Annotated in this window: 17 protein-coding genes; 2 read left to right on the top strand and 15 right to left on the bottom strand. The window is 45.7% G+C overall.

Annotation, left to right across the window (positions count from 1 at the left end; all coding sequences use genetic code 11):
• Window positions 1-66: 66 nt before the first annotated feature.
• The gene (locus tag LDO05_RS09735) at window positions 67-984 is read right to left on the bottom strand and encodes an SDR family oxidoreductase (RefSeq protein ID WP_251375210.1); all 918 of its coding nucleotides are present in this window, start codon (window positions 982-984) and stop codon (window positions 67-69) included.
• 190 nt (window positions 985-1,174) lie between these two features.
• On the opposite strand from LDO05_RS09735, the gene LDO05_RS09740 reads away from it, so the two are divergent.
• Window positions 1,175-1,468, top strand: a complete 294-nt coding sequence (locus LDO05_RS09740) for a winged helix-turn-helix transcriptional regulator (protein ID WP_251378691.1) — start codon at window positions 1,175-1,177, stop codon at window positions 1,466-1,468.
• 101 nt (window positions 1,469-1,569) lie between these two features.
• Here LDO05_RS09740 and LDO05_RS09745 read toward each other — a convergent pair whose 3' ends face one another.
• Both LDO05_RS09745 and LDO05_RS09750 read right to left on the bottom strand, forming a co-directional pair.
• Window positions 1,570-4,062 (bottom strand): FAD-dependent oxidoreductase, encoded by a 2,493-nt coding sequence (locus LDO05_RS09745; RefSeq protein ID WP_251375211.1) that lies wholly within the window; start codon window positions 4,060-4,062, stop codon window positions 1,570-1,572.
• On the bottom strand, window positions 4,059-4,373 hold the full coding sequence (locus tag LDO05_RS09750; protein ID WP_251375212.1) for an ArsR/SmtB family transcription factor: 315 nt from the start codon (window positions 4,371-4,373) through the stop codon (window positions 4,059-4,061). Before LDO05_RS09750 ends, LDO05_RS09745 begins: the two co-directional genes overlap by 4 nt.
• 242 nt (window positions 4,374-4,615) lie before the next feature.
• On the opposite strand from LDO05_RS09750, the gene LDO05_RS09755 reads away from it, so the two are divergent.
• Window positions 4,616-7,465, top strand: a complete 2,850-nt coding sequence (locus tag LDO05_RS09755; protein WP_251375213.1) for a PQQ-binding-like beta-propeller repeat protein — start codon at window positions 4,616-4,618, stop codon at window positions 7,463-7,465.
• A gap of 107 nt (window positions 7,466-7,572) precedes the next feature.
• On the opposite strand, the gene LDO05_RS09760 is transcribed toward LDO05_RS09755, so the two are convergent.
• The 12 genes from LDO05_RS09760 to LDO05_RS09815 all read right to left on the bottom strand — a co-directional run bounded on the left by LDO05_RS09760 (window position 7,573) and on the right by LDO05_RS09815 (window position 19,753).
• Window positions 7,573-8,100: an HPP family protein gene (locus tag LDO05_RS09760; RefSeq protein ID WP_251375214.1), complete on the bottom strand. Its 528-nt coding sequence runs from the start codon at window positions 8,098-8,100 to the stop codon at window positions 7,573-7,575.
• A 94-nt stretch (window positions 8,101-8,194) separates the two neighbouring features.
• The gene (locus tag LDO05_RS09765) at window positions 8,195-8,914 is read right to left on the bottom strand and encodes an alpha/beta hydrolase family protein (protein WP_251375215.1); all 720 of its coding nucleotides are present in this window, start codon (window positions 8,912-8,914) and stop codon (window positions 8,195-8,197) included.
• Window positions 8,915-9,158: 244 nt separating this feature from the next.
• Window positions 9,159-9,761 carry a YbhB/YbcL family Raf kinase inhibitor-like protein gene (locus tag LDO05_RS09770; protein ID WP_251375216.1) on the bottom strand — a complete coding sequence of 201 codons (603 nt, stop codon included), beginning with the start codon at window positions 9,759-9,761 and terminating at the stop codon, window positions 9,159-9,161.
• Between the two features lie 22 nt (window positions 9,762-9,783).
• Entirely contained in the window at window positions 9,784-10,578 is a 795-nt protein-coding gene (locus tag LDO05_RS09775; RefSeq protein WP_251375217.1) for a PaaX family transcriptional regulator C-terminal domain-containing protein, read from the bottom strand.
• 248 nt (window positions 10,579-10,826) lie between these two features.
• Window positions 10,827-12,017 carry an MFS transporter gene (locus tag LDO05_RS09780; RefSeq protein WP_481856979.1) on the bottom strand — a complete coding sequence of 397 codons (1,191 nt, stop codon included), beginning with the start codon at window positions 12,015-12,017 and terminating at the stop codon, window positions 10,827-10,829.
• An 11-nt stretch (window positions 12,018-12,028) separates the two neighbouring features.
• Entirely contained in the window at window positions 12,029-12,469 is a 441-nt protein-coding gene (locus tag LDO05_RS09785; protein WP_251375218.1) for a MarR family winged helix-turn-helix transcriptional regulator, read from the bottom strand.
• Between the two features lie 157 nt (window positions 12,470-12,626).
• Window positions 12,627-13,073, bottom strand: coding sequence for an OsmC family protein (locus tag LDO05_RS09790; RefSeq protein ID WP_251375219.1), 447 nt, complete (start codon window positions 13,071-13,073; stop codon window positions 12,627-12,629).
• A 215-nt stretch (window positions 13,074-13,288) separates the two neighbouring features.
• Window positions 13,289-15,544 (bottom strand): ATP-binding cassette domain-containing protein, encoded by a 2,256-nt coding sequence (locus tag LDO05_RS09795; RefSeq protein WP_251375220.1) that lies wholly within the window; start codon window positions 15,542-15,544, stop codon window positions 13,289-13,291.
• 114 nt (window positions 15,545-15,658) lie between these two features.
• Entirely contained in the window at window positions 15,659-16,096 is a 438-nt protein-coding gene (locus LDO05_RS09800; RefSeq protein WP_251375221.1) for a GNAT family N-acetyltransferase, read from the bottom strand.
• Window positions 16,097-16,140: 44 nt separating this feature from the next.
• Window positions 16,141-17,718 carry a stalk domain-containing protein gene (locus LDO05_RS09805; protein ID WP_251375222.1) on the bottom strand — a complete coding sequence of 526 codons (1,578 nt, stop codon included), beginning with the start codon at window positions 17,716-17,718 and terminating at the stop codon, window positions 16,141-16,143.
• Between the two features lie 227 nt (window positions 17,719-17,945).
• Window positions 17,946-18,494 carry a flavodoxin family protein gene (locus LDO05_RS09810; protein ID WP_251375223.1) on the bottom strand — a complete coding sequence of 183 codons (549 nt, stop codon included), beginning with the start codon at window positions 18,492-18,494 and terminating at the stop codon, window positions 17,946-17,948.
• Window positions 18,485-19,753 (bottom strand): ATP-grasp domain-containing protein, encoded by a 1,269-nt coding sequence (locus LDO05_RS09815; protein ID WP_251375224.1) that lies wholly within the window; start codon window positions 19,751-19,753, stop codon window positions 18,485-18,487. The genes LDO05_RS09810 and LDO05_RS09815 overlap by 10 nt, the downstream gene beginning before the upstream one ends.
• Window positions 19,754-19,768 lie beyond the last annotated feature (15 nt).

Genomic DNA, 19,768 nt, shown 5'->3' on the forward strand with positions numbered 1-19,768 from the left:
GTTACATTATCATCTTTTCCTTTATTACAGACTAAACTCACTCAAACTTTGCTAATGATCATATTATCAGGTGTCTCTGTTCTCCCCAGCGGCATGAGCTAATAATCCATTATCCACAGCTTGTTTCACCCACTCGATAAGCGGAGTGCCCGGTGTAGCAGAACGCAGCTCGTCTATAACTTGGTCGGGCTTGGGAAGTAAATGAGTATTTAATCCGATCCATTTATACGAATCAGCCAGGCCTGACGCCGTGTCCTTGCCCAGTATCGGAGATAAAGCTTCTTCGAACGCTTCCACTGGGAGAGAGAAGAACTGTATCTCTCGGTCGAGTGCAGTGCTAAATTGCTCTGCCAGCTGATTGCCGGTCAGCGCCTCCGATCCTACGATAGGCAAAATCTGTCCTGCCAGCTCCGGGTGATTAAGCGCGTATACGCTATAAGCAGCTGCATCTTCCATGCTAATCCAAGCAATTGCAGAATCGGCAGGCACTGGATAAGCCAGTGTTTGATTGCTTAGAACGCCCGGAACCAGGAAGTTTTCCATATAAAGTGTAGGTTTAAGAATAATTGACGGAATACCGCTTTCCTTCACATAAGCAATCAATTCTCTCTTAATATCATAGAGTGTGACTCCTGTAGCCTCATCAGGATTGAAAGCGCTGGTATTAACAACGAGAAGCTTAACCTTTGCTTCCTTGGCAGCATCAACGGTATTGCGGATGAATCGGCGATTACGCTCCAGATTGTAGTCCACCGGCAACAGCAGGAACACTTTGCTAACTCCTTCATGAGCTGCATGGAGGCTGCTTGCATCTGTCAGATCGCCTACAAAGGCGGTAATCCCTTGCTCCTCAAGCTTAGCGGCCTTGTCCGCGCTTCTTACGATTGTATGAACGATATAACCTTCCTCAAGAAGCCTGCGTGCAACCGCTCCTCCTTGCACACCGCCAGCTCCATAAACTAATACTTTATCCTTCTTTTCCATTTGCTCAACATCCTTTCGTTTGCTTAAAGTAATTTTGTATATTTGAATCATATAGGCTTAAAATTAAATATGTAAGTACGCACATTTATGATATATTGTATCCTTTAGGATACTATAAGAGGAGGGAAGCACAGTGGATAAGCAACAACACTCGCATAGCTCACCATGTCCTGTTGAATTTACAGTCAATATGGTTGGAGGCAAGTATAAGCTGGTCATTTTGCACAAGCTTTCGATGTACGGGGTTATGCGCTTCAATGAATTAATGAGGGAATTTCCCAATATAACGCAGCGTACACTCACTCGCCAGCTGCGCGAGCTAGAAAGCGATGGGCTTATTAACCGGCAGGTGTATTCTGAAGTTCCACCCAAGGTAGAGTATTCACTCTCTGAGACTGGTAAGAGCCTCTATCCTATACTTCTCCCTATAGAGCAATGGGGCCTGGATTATATGCAAAAAATTCAGAATACTCGCCTTGTGTAACGATCAACGATAATGCCCAAGGTTATTTCCAAAAAAAAGAGCCGCAATATATGCGACTCTTAGGTCAACTGTTTCATATTTTATAACTATATTTTGTTATATCATATAAACAGATTATGATTGGCTTGTGCTGCCTGTCCCAGATAATAACCTACGCCGCCAATGGTAACCTGATCGATCAGCTCTTCACGCTGAATCCCCATCAAATCCATAGACATCTGGCAAGCGACCATCTCAACGCCTTGCGCAGCTGCGGATTCCATCAATTCCTCTAGCGAGGCAACATTGTTCTTTTTCATTAATCCGCGAATCATTTTCGGACCGATTCCGAACATATTCATTCTGGACATTCCAAGCTTGTGGCTGCCACGAGGCAGCATCATGTCGAACATGCGGCCGATCACGGATTTGGATACTTGTTGTGGTTGATGCTTGCGAATTATATTCAATCCCCAGAATGTAAAGAACATCGTGACCTTGCGGCCACTTGCTGCTGCTCCATTAGCTATAATAAGTGAAGCAATCGCTTTATCCAGATCCCCGCTGAAGACAACCATGGTACTTGCAGGCTCAGCATCTGACTTAACTATTGCGGAGGATGCGGTTTGTTCTGCCTTCTTGGCAAGAACCGCTTCAATAATTCCGCCCTTGCTTCGTTCCAATTGCAGCAGCGGAGAACCAGACATTTTGGCCCATGCTTTCACATCTTCATAGAATCCCGGATCGGAAGCTTTGACATGAAGGGTCTGCCCATCCGTAAGTTGATCCATCCTTTTCTTAACTTGGATCAATGGACCAGGGCAGCTGAGGCCACATACATCCAGCTCGTTATCCATATGCATGGCTTGCCCCATAGTTTGATTTTTCGTATGTGGTAATTGTTCTTTTGAGACATGTTCATTCGGGTCTTGATTAACATTATCATTATTTCCAGAAGTCATGGGAGTTGGCTTAAATTGCGCTTGCCGGTATGTTTTGTACCCCCCACTCAGATTTTTAACGTTGAAGCCGTTCTGACGTAATATTTGTGTAGCCGTATATCCACGCAACCCGACTTGACAGTACACCCAGATTTCTTTTGAGGGATCAAGTTCACTTGTCCTCTGACGCAGCTCGTCCACTGGAATGTTCACTGAGCCCGGAATATTCCCGTTGTGATGCTCCAGTTCACTGCGTACGTCCACCAGTATGATATGATCTGAATGGCGTTCAGACAATTCATCAAAAGTGAAAGTATTCACACGTCCATTGATAATATTCTCCGCTGCATAGCCGGCCATATTAACAGGATCTTTGGCAGAGGAATAAGGTGGAGCATAACTCAGCTCAAGTTCAGTCAGATCGCTGATGCTGCCCCCAAAATGAATAGCAACAGCTATGTCATCAATTCGTTTGTCCACTCCCTCATAGCCGATAGCCTGAGCTCCCAGAATCTTACCTTCTGGCGTGAACAGAAGTTTAAGTGTGATTGAACTGGATCCGGGATAATAAGACGCGTGAGAGGCAGGATGCACGATAACCGTACGGTAATCTACACCAAGCATCTTTAGTGTTCTCTCATTGCTGCCGGTCGTAGCACCTGTCAATCCAAACACTTTAATAATGGAAGTCCCTTGTGTCCCTTTATAGGTAGAATTAAGTCCGGCGATCCGATCCGCAACAATACGTCCCTGTTTGTTCGCAGGACCAGCCAGCGGAATAGCTGTCTTAGTTCCATGAATATAGTCTCTAACTTCAATGGCGTCCCCAACAGCATAAATATGTGGAACATTTGTCTCTAATGCTTCGTTGACAATGATATGTCCTCGCCCGCCCATAGTTATACCGCTATTAATCAGGAAAGAGGTATCTGGCGTCACACCTATTGCGAGAATAACTAAATCGGCGGATGCAACATGACCATCCGATAGTTCAACTCCTATTCCTTGCTTAAGTGAACGAAAGCCCTGCACTCGCTTAGAGAAAAGCAAATTCACCCCATGCTGCTCCATCTCCTGTGCAAGAGAAGCTGCCAATTCAGGATCAAATGGAGTAAGCACTTGTTCGTTCCCCTCAACCAGCGTCACTTCCAGTCCTGCTTCCCTCAGATTTTCTGCCATTTCAACCCCAATAAATCCACCGCCAATCACGATCGAAGAACGGATATTCGATGTATTCAATACCTCTTTGATACGGTCAATGTCAGAAATATTGCGGACAGTATAGATAAGAGGATTTTCCTTTCCAGGTAAATCCGGAATGACTGGACGCGCACCCGGGGACAGAATCAATTCGTCATAACTCTCCTCATACAGACCGCGCTCTTGGCTTTGTACTTGAATCGTCTTAGCATCTGAATTAATTGCAATAACTTCGCTCTTTGTTCGCACATCGATCCGAAAGCGGTCCTCCATGCCTTTAGGAGTCTGTACAAGCAAGCGTTCACGGTCAGCGATCGATCCACCAATATAATAAGGCAGCCCACAATTGGCAAATGATATGTGAGGTCCTTTCTCAAATATAATAATCTCGGCATGTTCATCTAGACGGCGCAGTCGTGCAGCTGCAGACGCCCCCCCTGCTACTCCACCAACAATAAGAACTTTTTTATTCATGATTCATGGTCATCCTCTCCAAACAAGATGGTTACTATGTGCTCAATACGTTCATCAGCAAGTATATAATTCACTTCGAGACCGTTCCGCTCCGTATCTACTATGCCTGTGCTGCGAAGCTTCTGTAAGTGCTGAGATACTGTGGATTGCGGCAAATCAAGACATTCCTGCATATATGACACATTACATTTCTTCTTTCGAATCAGTCCACGCACGATGCATAAGCGAATCGGGTGAGACAGAGCCTTCAGCAAATTGGCAGGTTCTTCGAATCGCTTTAGATCACTACTGTTAAAAGCCGAGTTATCCATCTTACTGCCTCCGATCTATATTGTTATATTAGAATAATACGATATAGTTTCGCGATAGTCAATCTACCGGATAATACTTCCTAATTCTCAACAATAATCTAGCAATTGTTCTAATTCCAAGGCCCTACTCATTACCAAATTTATGTAATTCGTGCGATATCTAATCTCTTAACCTTACGGAATAATTGAGATGAGTCTTGATCATATAAGCCTAGCACCAAATCCTGAAGGGAGTGTCAAATTTGTTACATAACCTGCTACGTAAAGTCAGTTCTTCTCTTCTCAGCCTCACCCTTGTATCAGGTATGATGGCTGGTGTCGGTTACGCATCTTCAGATACCGGAACACCAACCCTGGAATGGTCCCGACAATACGGTATGGATGAACAATTCTTCACGGGTCGTGATGTTGCCTCAACCTCTGACGGAGGATCCATTGTAACTGCGAACTTCAGTGCTTCAACAGGACAGACCCGTATTCTGAAGCTGAATTCCTCCGGAAAGATGCAATGGGAACGAACTATTCAGCACGACACCAGCAGGCTTACTACAGCGAACGAAACTATGGAGACGAGAGACGGTGGCTTCCTGGCTGTTGGTAGTATTCAGAGTCAGAACGGGAAGCACAATATTTTACTGATTAAGCTGGGCGTACAAGGCAACATAGTATGGGAGAAAGAATATGACCTGGGGTTTAGCGCCTCCTCGCTATCCTTGGCTGAGACTCAAGATGGAGGCTATGTCATTACGGGTGAAAGCTACGGGTGGCCAAATGGCCAGCACGCTTTCGTACTCAAGGCAGATACACAGGGACAAGAATTGTGGCTTAAAAAGCTTAAATTTAGCGATGAGCAGTACTATACGGATATCATAGCCACCCCGGACGGCGGATCCATTGCGGTTGGCACCCAATACGACCTCTATTTCAACGATCCTAATAAGGGCGCGCTTATTACCAAATTAAATGCAAATGGAGAAGAAGCGTGGACCAAGAAATTGTCCACACCGGATTCCCTGCGCACAGCAACTTCTATCGCACCTTCAGAAGACGGTGGGTATGTGATCTATAGTAAATCCTCCAGAGATGATCACTATTTGACCCAAATAGACTCAAGCGGCGAGATTAAATGGGAGAAGAGGTTTGATTCTCCAACCGACCGTGTCTTGTTCAAAAAAATCGTTCCATTCGGAGAAGGGTACGCCCTTTTCTCAGAATACAGGAATACTTCTAATGCTCCAGAAAGAAAATATCAGCTTTGGGAGCTGGACAATACCGGTGAAAGCGTGAATAAGCAGGACTTCACCATCAAAGGCTTTGATCGTATGACAGGGCTAACCCCTTCGGCAGATGGTGGGTTTGTGCTGTTAGGCGAGGTGAAAGGTCCAGATTATAACCGTTATATACAGGTGACCAAGCTTGCCGGTCCACACAGCCAACCGGGAGAACGCACGTTGGAGGACATCCGCTTCGCCGATACCAGCATAACGCTAGCTGTCGGGGAGCATACGGCTCCCCTACTCATTGGCACTTATTCGGATGGGTCCAAGGAGACCATCAATGTCCCCGTGTCCCTCACATCGGATGACAATGGAATAGCCGCGGTTGACCCGAAAGGCTTCATTACAGGCATCAATCCGGGAACAACCTCCATTTATGCAGAATTTAAAGGCCATCAGGCCAAATTATCAGTAAAGGTGTATCAGAACCCTAACCTTGGAGATTCTCTTCATTGGTCGTATCAATACGGAACAGAGCAGAGTTACATGCAGGGACGGAGCATTACGCCTGCCTCAGACGGCGGGTATATTATAACAGCGGACACCAGAGATCAACTGTATGGCAGCACAAAAGCCTATATCCTGAAGCTAAATGCAGATGGCAGCCTTAAGTGGCAGCACAAAATCCAGCATGGCTTGTCTGAATTCACCCTGCCTTTAAAAGCTATGGAGACCAGCGATGGCGGAATTATTGTCTGCGGAATCACTCGAATTCAGGACTTCCGTGCCCGTAACCAGGTCTTTTTGGCTAAACTCAGTGCCCAAGGCACCCTGGAATGGGAGAAAGAATTTGATGGTGGTGGCAATAAGTCGGGGAACTCCGTGGACGAGACAACCGATGGCGGGTTCGTAGTTACGGGCGCAACTCTCTCGATTTCTGGTGAGGACTTAGCTTACGTTTTGAAGACGAACGCCCACGGGGAACTTCTGTGGGATAAACGCTTCCGGTTCGAGAGCAACCAGAACTACAACGACATCATTGCCACTCCTGACGGTGGATCGATCGCTGTCGGTACCATCAATACCTATGTAGGCAGCAAAATAAATGATAGAGCTATCGTGACTAAGCTAAGCCCGGATGGAGATGAGATATGGACCAAGAAGTTCGCTCCAGCGGGTCGTGATGCCTATTCTATAATTCGCGCGGATCAGAACTATTTGATCGCCAGCAGAGCACCGGACGGTGTTAATTATCTAACTGAGCTGAGTGCATCCGGTGACGTAATATGGGACAAGTCTTATGAAGCTATAGAGGGACAGCATTTCTATATAGTATCACGTTATCAGCAAGGATACGTACTACTTGGAAACTATACAACTGGAGAATATCCAGACCGGCAATCTAGGCTAATCGCATTACAGCTTGATAACGAGGGGCAGGTCGTATCGAACTTACATTTCAGTGAGGCCAATGTATCCGGCCTTGACATGGGAACGGTCTCCTCTGATGGTGAATTTGTGTTCATGGGAGCCGTTCAAGTTGGCGAAGATAAAACGGGACTGCAAGTAACTAAGAGTGCAGGATCGGACCAACCTCTAGGCGACCCGGAATTCTTCCTGGATTCGGAAGAGTACTCCTTGGCGGCGGGAACTTCGCTGGATACGGTAGTCTATTTCAAAGATAAATACGGTAAAATCCATAACGTTACTCCGCAAACCAAGTTCGAGAGTGAGAATCCTGCAGTAGTCGACTACGACAAGGACGGCAATATTATCGCTGTCCGCGCAGGAATTACCTATATTACGGCTGAATATCAAGGCATGACTTACAGAGCTCTCGTACAAGTGGTTCGCGCCTCAGTCCCGAATAAGTGAGTTGAACCTCGAGGATCGCCACATGAACACGAAAGGGGGAAGACCATGGTCTTCCCCCTTTTCAATCCCTAACACTATGTATGATCAGTCAACCGCAGAGGATGAACCTAATGTCTTGTTTCCTCTGTAATCCCAGCAATGGGAGTGCTGCTGCCTGTTCCGGCTATCCATGATTTCCATCTCATCAGGGCTTGATCCATTCTTGATATCCAGGTCAATTGTTCTAGCTTACCGATGAACCAAAGAGTAAGTGCCAGCCCGGCCAGCGAGGCCATTACAGACGCGGGTAACATCCATATGGTAACGGGATGAGCGAAGAAGGGAATCAAGGAGACAGCTAAGATTGGAGCAGCATTGCATCGGAATAACTTGATTAGCGAGAGTGTAATCATCGCAGTCGCGAAGAAGGACAGCACCCCTGAATCGATAGTATAAAAAAGGCTGCCTAAAGTCGCGGCAACGATCGCCCCGATTATGATACGTCCTGTATCTTTAATATGACCCTGACGATGTATGAACAAAAAGCTGAAGGCGCCAAGGGTGGGATAAAATACCATTTTCAGAGATGGCAATTGAATGGATGCAAAATAGATAATTGCTAAGTAGCTGCAAATGATTAATGAACGTAAAAACATTAGAAGATAGATCATCCTTTCTATTTAGCAAATGCCGAGTTGATTACTCAACATTTAATTTTACAGAAAGGAAATGCTTTATGTCAAGAAATTTTCATGAAAGACGATTACCCTGCATAAGCTCGGATATTTTGGAGATCAGATCTTCCGAATTCGCATGGAATTGTTCATTCGCATCTGTCCATACGGATCTTAGGAAGTACGAGGCATGAAACCGCCAGCCTTGATGAGTCGGATTGAACTCTATTTGAATCTCGCGGCCCGGCTTGCCGCGGTAACTCTTGGAACCTGGTCTGCGCCAGCTTCCAATTTGAGTAATTCTGTCGGGATTTTGACCTGTTATATAGGTGAATCTGTGGTTGTAAGGAATATCTTTCAAAAAGAACTTTGGACTTCCTACAGCAAATACCTCGGCCCGTTGAATCCCATGCTCCTTCTCCAGATAAAGCCCTGTCCGGTAAGCAACCACACCTCCAGCACTGTGGCCGATTAGAATGATATTATCCGCACAAGCGATGTCTTCACGGATGAACTGTGCCGCCTCGGTCACCCTCTTCGACTTATCTAACGCAAGATCATAACCAACCTGGGTCAGCTGCCGGGCCAGCAGACGGAATAAGGATGAACCCGATGTGCCGTTCGCAGTCCCATAGGGGAAGATACTTACAATCTTGGCGCCTGGATATCTTTTGGCAATCTCGCTGGCAGCATCTTCGAAGTTATCCTGATATGTCAGTACACCGGCAAAAAAGCATACGAGCGTTCGGCATGCTCTCGTACATGTGCTATTAGGGGATACGAAACCTTCCATCATGATGTATAGCCCCCTCTCTGTTCTTATATATTAATCTTGCTCAATCTATACACAGGATATTCCAGTCGTCTCAGGCCTAAGTAAATATTACTTCTTATAATTAAGTCAAGTATGTATAGATGAAACCCTGATCTGCTTGTGGGAATCGATGCTTCTCCTCCAACAGAGTGAACACTAAATAACCCAGCACAAATACACTATACATAGGTATAGTATATTTGCGAGCTGGGTATACGGGCAAGGCCTACTTGACCTCATAGAAACCGTTTATTTCAGCTGATCCCAATATATGATCTTTCTGAGAAGCCAGGAATGAGGAATAGGTGACTGAATCAGGAAGGTTGAGATTCTTCTCATTTAATGCGAAGACGATACATTTGTAATTGTGGTCTCCAGAACCAGACGGTGGAAGTGGACCGCCATAACCTACGTTACCGAAAGAGTTAAGGAGTTCTTTAGAGCCTGCGGGAAGTGTATTCGTCCCCGACACACCTTCTGGCAGTTCAAGCGTGTCTACGGGAATATTCACAACCCCCCAGTGAACCCACTGGTCGGCAATCGGGTGAACATCAATCATTAACACGGCGAACGATTGTGTATCCTTAGGCGGGTTGCTCCATGTTAGTGGTACACTAACATTCTTGTCGGCACTCGTATACTTGTCAGCAATCCTTCCACCATCTTGAAAGGCAGCAGACGTAACCTTGAAGGGTTCATCTGCAGCAGATTGATTAGAAGAAGCCGGAGAACTGCTTGAGCAACCGCTTACAAGAAGTGTTAGTACAATAACTACTGCAAATATCCCTTTCTTTTGCAGCAGATGGAACCAATTACGTTCATTTAGCACATTTATCACCCCCTTTCGGAGTTCAATCACTTGTCATAAGCTCATAATAATAATTTTCCTTTGGTACATCCTGATGCAGAGTGCTGAATTCCGCATAAAATTCGCTCATAATCTCCTGTCCCCGCCAATCCCCAGGAAGCAGTTCAGCAGGAAGCATCGGATCAAGGATGGTTAACTCCCCCATCTTCTCTCCTAGTTCTAAATATAGAATGAATAATTGAAGGGCATTCTTCTCTTTCTTGTACAACCGCGCTGATGGAAGGAAACTATCCTGGAACCAAGCCCATTTCTCAGTGTGAGCCGTACGGATTGTATCCAACTTCCACATCCTTGCTGCGAGAGCGGCGTCAATCTTGAAATGGTGGAATATCCCCTTCATCTGCGTCAGATATGCTCCCAGCTCAAGACGTTCGGAGAGACGATGAATCTCTTCTGTATAATTCCATGGAGAAATATATGTGTTCTTATGTAACTCGGCAAAACCGAGATTTAAAAGAGACTGGACAAGCCGATAGCGTTTGGCCCGCTCAACTTCAGGGATCTCAAAGGTGACCAGCTGCCATTCTCCATCCCACTTCTCTCCGTAATGGAACCCTTTGCTTGCGATGGATGTCAAGGTACTCCGTCCGTGCTCCGTAATCGAATAACAAGAGCGAGCAACAGCTTCGATATAACCTTCTCGCTTAAGATTGGAGACCACATTGCGAATCGACTGAGCCAAGTAACCTCTAGCCGTGTAAATTTCAATAAAACGCTGAATCGTGATCGTTGAAGCTTTGGTTAATAAAAAAAGAATCTGCTTGTCTATAGAAATCATTTGCCTACCTCATTTATAACATTTATTTTACGATTCGTAAATAATGGATTATAAAATTACCAAAATATTTTTTTTTGAATCGTACCTAACATCATCCTATACTGAAAGAAAACTTAGAGCAAGATCGAGCCCTTGGGCCATACAAATAATTAACCCCGCATGACAAAAAGCCAGATAGAAGCGATCCGGTACAAATCAATACGGAGAGCTTACCTCCTTAGATGCAAGCTCTCCGTATTCAAAAAGTATCAATGTCCCACTCGTACTCTACCCTTCCATGTCATGAACATCACGAACGCTGCACACAATACAACCGCGGCAAGCAGGTACGGCAGATTTACATGTACATCGATCAGGATTCCGCCTACGGCAGGTCCGACAATAATGCCCAAGCTTGTGTAAGCGGAGTTCATGCCAGCTACAAATCCTTGATCCTCCCCTGCCATTTTGGAGAGAAACGTGGTTACAGCAGGACGGAGCAAATCACAAGCAAAGAATACAACACACGTTACAGCCAGAATCCCCCTGTAGCTGTTAACGAAGACCGTTACGACAATGAACACAGCGGCCAGCATGAGCATAAAAAGAATCAGCTTTTTCTCGCCGAACTTGCCAACCAGCTTCTCAAAGAAAGCAACCTGTACAACTACACCGAATATAGAGCCTATAGTAATAATTTTGGCAATATCTTTGGCCGTCATACCAAACTTCAAGTCGACAAACAAGCTGAACAGCATTTCATAAGCTGCCAATCCGAAGGAGAGTACAAAGACAATCACCAACGGCACAAAATAGACAGAGCTTACAGACTTCTTAACCTCTCCAAAAATATTGGCCCTTCTCTTGTCAGCTCTATTCTTCTCAAGCTGTTCCTTCGATAAGGATTCTTGCAGAATAGACAAAGAGATGATTGCCGCGATAAAAGAGAGTCCTGCCGCAAAAAAGAACGGTGCGCGAATGCCCAGCTCAGCGATAAATCCCCCCAAACCGGGGCCGATGATGAACCCCCCACTGATGGCAGCTGCTTGATAGCCCAGCACTTTTGCTCTATTCTCTAATGAAGTTCGGTCCGCTATATAGGTGATCACAGCGGGCATAATGAACGCATCACTGATACCTCCTAGAATTCTGGACAGGAACAGCATCCATACTTGGTTCCCGAACCCAAACAATAACTCCGAGAAGGAGAACAGAAAAAGTCCAAACACAATCATTTTCTTTCTGCCAACCGTGTCTACCCATACTCCCGTTATCGGTGATGCCAGAAGCTGTGCAAATGCAAAAGCGGAAATCAGCAGTCCTACAGTTTCGCCGCTAAGCTCCATTTCCTTCGCAAATGAAGGGATGACTGGAACTACTAGACCGATCCCTACATAGGCAATAAATAAATTAAACAACACTAAACCTAATGATATCTTTTCCTTGCTGACTGTATGCATGATTCTCCCCGCTAACTTTGATCTGAAATAGCCTGATTGAGATTATTTATTGTTCGAAGCATCTGCTCCAGATCCTCTTTCTTGACCTGGGAGAAGTATTTTTCAACAAAAGCCTTATCGGCCTCCTCGATGAGGTGAGCATAATTCTCACCTTCTCGCCCGAGAAGAATGAATGATTCTCTGCGATCGCTTGGATTACTTTCCCGGCGTATGAATTCCCTGGACTCTAAATGGGACAGCACTTGGCTGACTGCGCCTTTGGTAATGGAGAAGTGCGCTGCGATCTCATTTACGGTAGTTCTCTGATTCCGCATAACAAAAAGCAGCATATTCTCTTGTTGAACAGTTAGATTATATTGATCCAGCTTTTTGGCCCCTTTATTGTAGTGCATGTAATATTCGTTAAATGCCTCATGCAGCTCTTTGACAATTTTTTGGTGCTCAGATAACATGCTCATCCTCCTGCAAGAAAGTATTTACCAGAATATCGAACGAAATAAGTTTAGTTAACTTAACTATACTAACTCTATAGCATGTTTTCTTGATTGTCAAATGAACTCAACAGGATATGCAAGTAAATGTACAACAAAAAAAGCCGCTAATAGCGACTTAGTTCTCGATAATAATATCCTTTAATCTAAGATTAACCGGGTTCGCAATGGTATCTCCCACGGGGCACTTGCTCTCCAGGAACCGGACGAACTCGTCAATTTTATCTTTTGGTGAATCGGTTCTGATTCTAAATGTATACCGAATGTCAGAGTAACCAGGGCGGACAGGGGATTTGTCGAAGAATCCATCGAGGTCAATTTCACCTTCTGCCTCCACACGGAAATCATCGAGTTGTACACCAAATTTGGAAGCGTACACCCTAGCGACGATGGCTTGGCATGCTCCTAATGAGGCAAGTAGAGCTTCAACGGGATTCATTCCCGTATTCGTTCCGCCCAGGCTCTCCGGCTCATCAATGATCAGCTCGAAATTTCTGGAGGTGGTTCTGACCTGAACACTGTCTTGTAAATGTGCAGTTGCCTTGAAAGTGTGAACGTTCGCCATAATATAAACTCTCCTTAATATAAATGTTATGTATCTAGCTTGTATAAAACCAACTTAACCACTATGTATTATTTGTATTATAATAGGGGTGTATATTACTGTCAATCGATTTCGGTCCTGACTCATTATGCTACTACCAATACTGGAGTGGAACCTACCAGAAATCTTAATATAAATAACAAAAAACCGCGTAAAACGCGGTTTTTGTTCCTGGATTATACCAAGTATCTTCCCGTGATCGACTTCTCCGCATGAACAATCTGTGAAGGCGTCCCCTCGAACACCACCTCGCCGCCCTTGCTGCCTCCGTCCGGTCCCATATCGATGATCCAGTCCGCTTGACTGATTACATCCAGGTTATGCTCAATCACGATGACCGTATTGCCGGCGTCCACAAGACGGTTCATGATCTCCAGAAGGTGGCTGATATCTGACATATGCAGGCCGGTTGTCGGCTCGTCCATCACGTAGATGCTGCCCTTCTTGTGCAGTTCACTCGCGAGCTTAATTCGCTGGCATTCCCCGCCTGAGAGCGTACTGAGAGGCTGGCCAAGAGTAATATAATTCAGGCCCACATCACTCATTGCCTGGAGCTTCCTCACCACTTCTTTTAACTGGAAAAATGCTAGTGCTTCTTCCACGGTCATCCCAAGCACTTCGGCAATTGACTTACCATTCAGCTTGTATGCCAGCACTTCTTCCTTAAACCGCCTGCCCCCGCATACTTCACACGGCAGCTTGACGCTGTCGAGGAATGCAAGATCTGTATAGACAACTCCAAGTCCCTGGCAATTCTCGCAAGCTCCCTTCGAGTTGAAGCTGAACAAGCCTGGGCTGACCTTGTTCGCGGAAGCAAACGCCTTGCGCACATCATCCATAATGCCCGTGTAGGTCGCAGGATTGGAACGTGTGGATACACCTATTGCCGATTGGTCAATGACGATCGCATCCGGCTGCTGACTGAGAAACACTTCGTTGATCAAGGTGCTTTTGCCCGAACCCGCGACACCCGTTACGACAGTCAGGACCCCAGTCGGGATATCAACACTCACGTTCCGCAAGTTATGAAGCTCCGCATCCCTAATGGACAGCTTACCAGATGGCTGTCTGCAATCGCGCTTCAGATGCAGAGGACGCTTCATATGGGTGCCTGTCAGTGTCCCGGATTCCAGCAGACCCTGGAAGCTGCCTTCGTACATGATGTTCCCACCTCGGCTGCCGGCGTGCGGCCCCACGTCAACGATATGATCCGCCACCTTGATTACATCAGGATCATGCTCAACAACAATGACGGTATTGCCCTTGTCGCGCAGCTTCTGCAGCAGTTCATTCAGCCGGTGTACATCCCTTGGGTGTAATCCAACGCTGGGCTCGTCGAAAATGTAAGTGACATCCACAAGACTGCCGCTCAGGTGCTTCACCATCTTGACCCGCTGAGATTCTCCGCCGGACAAAGTATCCGTCTCACGATCCAAAGTCAAGTAGTCAAGCCCGATATCCACCAAGTGCTGGAGGCGCTCCGTTAATGATTTGACAATCGGCGCTGCGGCGGGAATGTCAATCTCATGAATGACACGGATGAGCTGTCCGACCTCCATCGAGGACATTTGCGCAATGTTATATCCATTGATTCTGCAGCTGAGCGCAGCCTGACTGAGTCTCGCGCCATGACAGCAGGTACAAGGCCCTTCAGAGATGAATGGAGCCACCGTTTTTTGGGTACGTTCGGACTTCGTCTTTACATCCTGCTTGATGTACTTGTTAGTGAATTTCTCAATAACGCCTTCCACGGTAATGTTAATCGTCTTCCCGCCGAACTGGGTTGCCAGCTTCCTTGCTTTGCCGTATAGCAGCAGTTCCAGCTCTTCTTCCGGATAATCACTCAGCTTCTTGTCAGGATCAAATGGTCCCGACTGCACGGTCATCGACCAATCCATGCTGTCCACCGAATAGCCCGGCAGCAGGATTGCCCCTTCACCCAGTGACTTTGACATGTCGAGGGCTTTGTTCATATCGACGGACAAGCTCCGTCCAATTCCGCTGCACTCAGGACACATGCCTTGTGGATCATTGAAGGAGAACTGATTCACATGTCCAATATACGGCTGGCCCACACGGGAGAAGAGCAGACGAAGAATAGGAGAAATATCAGTTATCGTGCCCATCGTAGAGTGGGAACCGCCGCCCAGCCGCTTCTGATCAACAATGACAGCCATGCTTAGGTTCTCGATTGCGTCTGCATCTGGCTGCGGATAACGCGGGAGGAAATTACGCACGAACATACTGAAATTCTCATTCAGCAGCCGAGTGGATTCCGCTGCAATTGTATCGAAGACGATGGATGACTTGCCAGATCCTGATACTCCGGTGAAGATCGTAATCTTCCGCTTCGGAATACGGAGGGATACGTTCTTAAGATTGTTCTCCCTTGCCGCCGAGATCATGATATATTCCTGATTAGACTCACTCATATGGAACATCCCTCCAATAATAGTGTAGCTATCACACTGCTATTCGCATTATATCATCCATCTTACCTGGATAATCAGATGGGCAAATAAAAGATACCCCATAGCCGAACTCCCTTATAACTCCTTGTTCATAAATATCAGTCTTTCAATTTCAACAAAACCATGTTTCTTATAAAAATCTTCTGCTGGTATCCCTCTATTTGTTAAGAGCGTTATGCGAGAAATACCTCGAGATTGCATATCCTCGTGTACAATATTGATTAACTGTGACCCGATTCCACTTCTCTGACAACTTGTATCCACGCACATTTCATTGATAAAAAATTCATCTCCGCTCCACCACTTCTTGCGTATCCCCATAATAAAGCCCTTAATACCCTCCTCATCTTCGGCAATATAACCTCCAAAGCCAGAAGCGTTAACGTAGTCATTCAAGTAGTGTCCAGCATAGTCTCTAGACCATTCATCATTCCATGGTTCCTGGTTAAACACTCTAATAAATAGGTCAACACATGAATCAATATCCGCCTGTGAAAAACTTCTGATTTTCATATAATTCCACTCATTTCACGTTTATAGTTTTATTTGGAGCTATTCTATTGAATTGTGTAAGTCAGCTCTTGAACAGGAGAATCTTCGCTAATGGTTAATTGGGTAGGACCTTTTAGATTGAATTTCTGTTGAGAAGAGTAGATTGCAGTTATGAGGTAACTTCCAGGAGGTAGTGCCAGATTAAATCGACCCTCCACTACATGTACAGAGGAAAGGGTCCTGGAGTTATTATTGGCAATTAAAAAAGTGTTGACTTGATTTTCCTTGGTTGATCCGTTAATTGTCCCTTTCACATTAATTTTGGGAAGTCTTAGTGAAGTTGGCTCAACAACCCCCTGTGTAATTCTGATTAATGTATTTAACGGAAACATATAGCTTGTGTCTCTCTGCCAAAAATCGGTTAATAGATATTCTCCATCCGGCACACCAAGATTGAATGCTTTTCCCGACCAATATATCACCTCTTTATTTGAACCAATTCGGGTATTCTTAATAATAAGTTGACCATCCTGTACAGGAGTTCCATCATTATATTGGATGGTAAGAACAGGAGTCTTTTGAGCCGGATCAGGTTTGATCCAGCTGCCAATGCTCATTGACTGTGCTCTCTCATAAGGAGTAACGCCGAAAGAATCAGGACGATTAGGATCTGCTCCCTTGTTAAGTAAAGCTTGTATAATTTCATAATTGGCTGCGGTTACAGCTGCTGCAAGTGAATCATCGTTGGAGGGATCAGCACCGTATTCTAGCAGCATATTTACGATTTGAATATTTGGCCGTATCTCATTTGAAGATCCATCTGCCTGAGTAACATGTATAATTCCAGAGGCAACAGATAAAATTGTGCGCGACAAACTCAATTTATAATTAGGATCCAGGCCATGCTTGAGGAGCAGCTCTAGCATTTTAACGTTACTGAACCTGATCGCTTCGGACGACAAATCAGGATTAAAGATTCCTTGTTGATCAAGTAGAATTTGGACAGCCTCGGTTCTATTAGACATTATCGCATAATCAAGGACGGTATGATCTCCGAACTCTTCAACTAATTTTAAATTCACATTCACTCCACGACTAAGCATTTTTTTTAAAGTGGCTACATCCCCGTTACGGGCGGATTCATAAAGCAATTTCTGAAATTGATACATTTGAGCATCGCTGAATCCAACTCTTATCTGCCGCTTGGTATGGTCATATGATATTTCTTTGTCTAGAACCAGAGAAGCAATCCGGGCGGGTACATACAATCGGCTATTGAGGACTGTTGGGGCTGTGGGAAGAACAATCGTTATCTTTCCTTTAGTTGCTTTTAGTGAGTTTAGTTTCCCTTCAACGCGCACGTCACCTTTTGATACAGTGAACTTATCCTTTTCAAGAGAGACCTGAGCTCCAACAATATCAAAAAAAGATTTAGCGGGAAGCAAAAGATTATTCTTAATCAGAAGTGGCGGGGCATGCATTTTTACAGATTTCTGGTCAATAATCAATGAGGTTGCCGGTAATAGAACTTGTTTTTGTGAGGCTTGTCTTGGGGCAGCATAAGAGGCTGGCACGGTTAATAGGATGGTGCCTATTGTAGCGGCAGGAATTAAGATACGAATTAAGATGGTCTGCTTTGTCATTGTTATTCTTATTCTCCTTCATATTCTTATTACAAATCAGGATTAGCTCTTGTTATGTATGTTTATCTCTTCCAGATCCTATTATAGTATTCCATATTAACCCAGAATAGTTAAGTGTCTTAGTGACCCCACCCGCCTAACTCCCTTATAAGACAGAAAAAAGTACAGCCTCTTCAATGTTCTTGAAGATCTGTACCTGTCTGCCTGCCTAAACCAAATGTCAGCCATTAATTAGCTGAGTCTTCCCGCCATTGTCTTCGAATTTGCTCCACAGCAGCCAGAGCATTCCCGTCTTCCAGGATGTCGCCCGGCCGGTTCGCCTTGCCTAGGATATATCCTTCATACCTCGTGCCCGTAAAATCAAAAATGTACTGAAACTGTTGAACCAGCGGAAGTCCCTTAAGATGGGGCTCATCATCACCAATGCCGATCACCCATGCCGATTTGCCCCGGAGCTTCGCAAGAAATCCGTCCCTGTCTTCCCGTAGTGACTGAGACCAGCGGTCAATGAACGTTTTTGTAAGCCCGGATGCCCCATACCAATAGATGGGCGTGGCAAAAACAAACTTATCCTGTGCCAGCACACGATCTATAACAGTGCGATAATCGTCTTCGGGATATGGTTCTTTATCGGTATGACGGTAATCCTTAATCGGCTCGATATTATAATCGGCCAAATGAATATGATCGGCTTCGAATCCTTCCGTTAACCGTTTGGCTAACTGTTCCGAGTTACCGTTTCTTCTCGAACTTCCGTAAATGACGGCTATGCCCATAAGTTAGCACCCACCCTTTCCTGATTCCGATAGACGATCTTCAATCCATCAAGCAGGGATAGCGCTGTTCGTTTGGCTTCATCCGGCGTATCGCCTGCGACTATAAAATAAGCGAGCCGGTCATCCGAACTTTTGGCCTGGGCAATTTGATCGCCAGCCTCCACTAAGATATGCGTACGCACGACAGCCGGATGCTTAGACAGCAGCTCGAACCCTTCAATTCGTTCAAGTACACCATCACTTTCCGCTGTAATATAAGCGATTGTGGCCGCCCGGACGTGCTTCTTCTCAATAGAGATCGGACTGTCCAGATAGTAATTAACCGTCGCTTCAAAAATATCAACACCGAAAGCCAGCACCAACAGATCCGATGAAATGTTATCCCCGCCAGGTCTGCCATTCACTTCGATAATCCGGGGGCCGGAAGACGTAAGCTTTACCTCGACATGACTAGGTCCGTTCGTAAGCCCGATCGCTTTAAGCGCATCGACAGCAGTCTTGATTATTTCGTCCTGGCGTTCGGTATATGACGGGGATGGCAGCGTATGAAGCGTCTCAACGAAATAGGGCAGAGGCGTCGTCAGCTTCTCGGTCACGGCCGCGAATAATGAATTACCATTTTGCAAGAACAGCTCTACACTGAATTCCGGTCCTTGCAAATATTGTTCGATCAAGTACTCCTCCCGCACTTTGAAATCCATATACGTCACTTTGAAATTGACAATAACGTCCATGGCCCTCTGCAGCTCAGCCTCATCGTTAATAAAATAGACATTTTGGCTGCTGGCACAGTTGGTCGGCTTCAGAACGACTGGATACCCGATCTCCCCAGCCGCTTGGGCTGCTTCCTCGAATGTTTTTAATTTGCGGAATTTCGCACTAGGCACCCCGTGTTCGGCATACGCCTGTCTCGCCAAATCCTTGTTCCTCGATTTCAGAGCCGCTTCATAGGGTACACTCCGCAGACCAAGCCGCTGCGCGACTTTGGCTGTCAAGTGGGAAGCGTAATCCGTTGCAGGGATAAGCGCATCCAGCTTACCTGCATAGGGTGATTCGGCTATTGCTTGATAGAGCGAATCCTCATCCCGTATATCCGCAACAATCAAGTCATGGTAGATGCCTTCATACCCGTATTTCTGTGGATTGTCCGTGGACGAGACGACCGAAATGACCCGATGCCCCTGTTCGTAGGCTGCTTTGGCGAAGCTGACACCATAAAAGCTAGGCTCGACAAACGCAACCGTTTTAACCGTTGACATGTTCTTCACTCCTTT

The sequence above is a fragment of the Paenibacillus sp. YPG26 genome (assembly GCF_023704175.1).
Lineage (GTDB): Bacteria > Bacillota > Bacilli > Paenibacillales > Paenibacillaceae > Fontibacillus.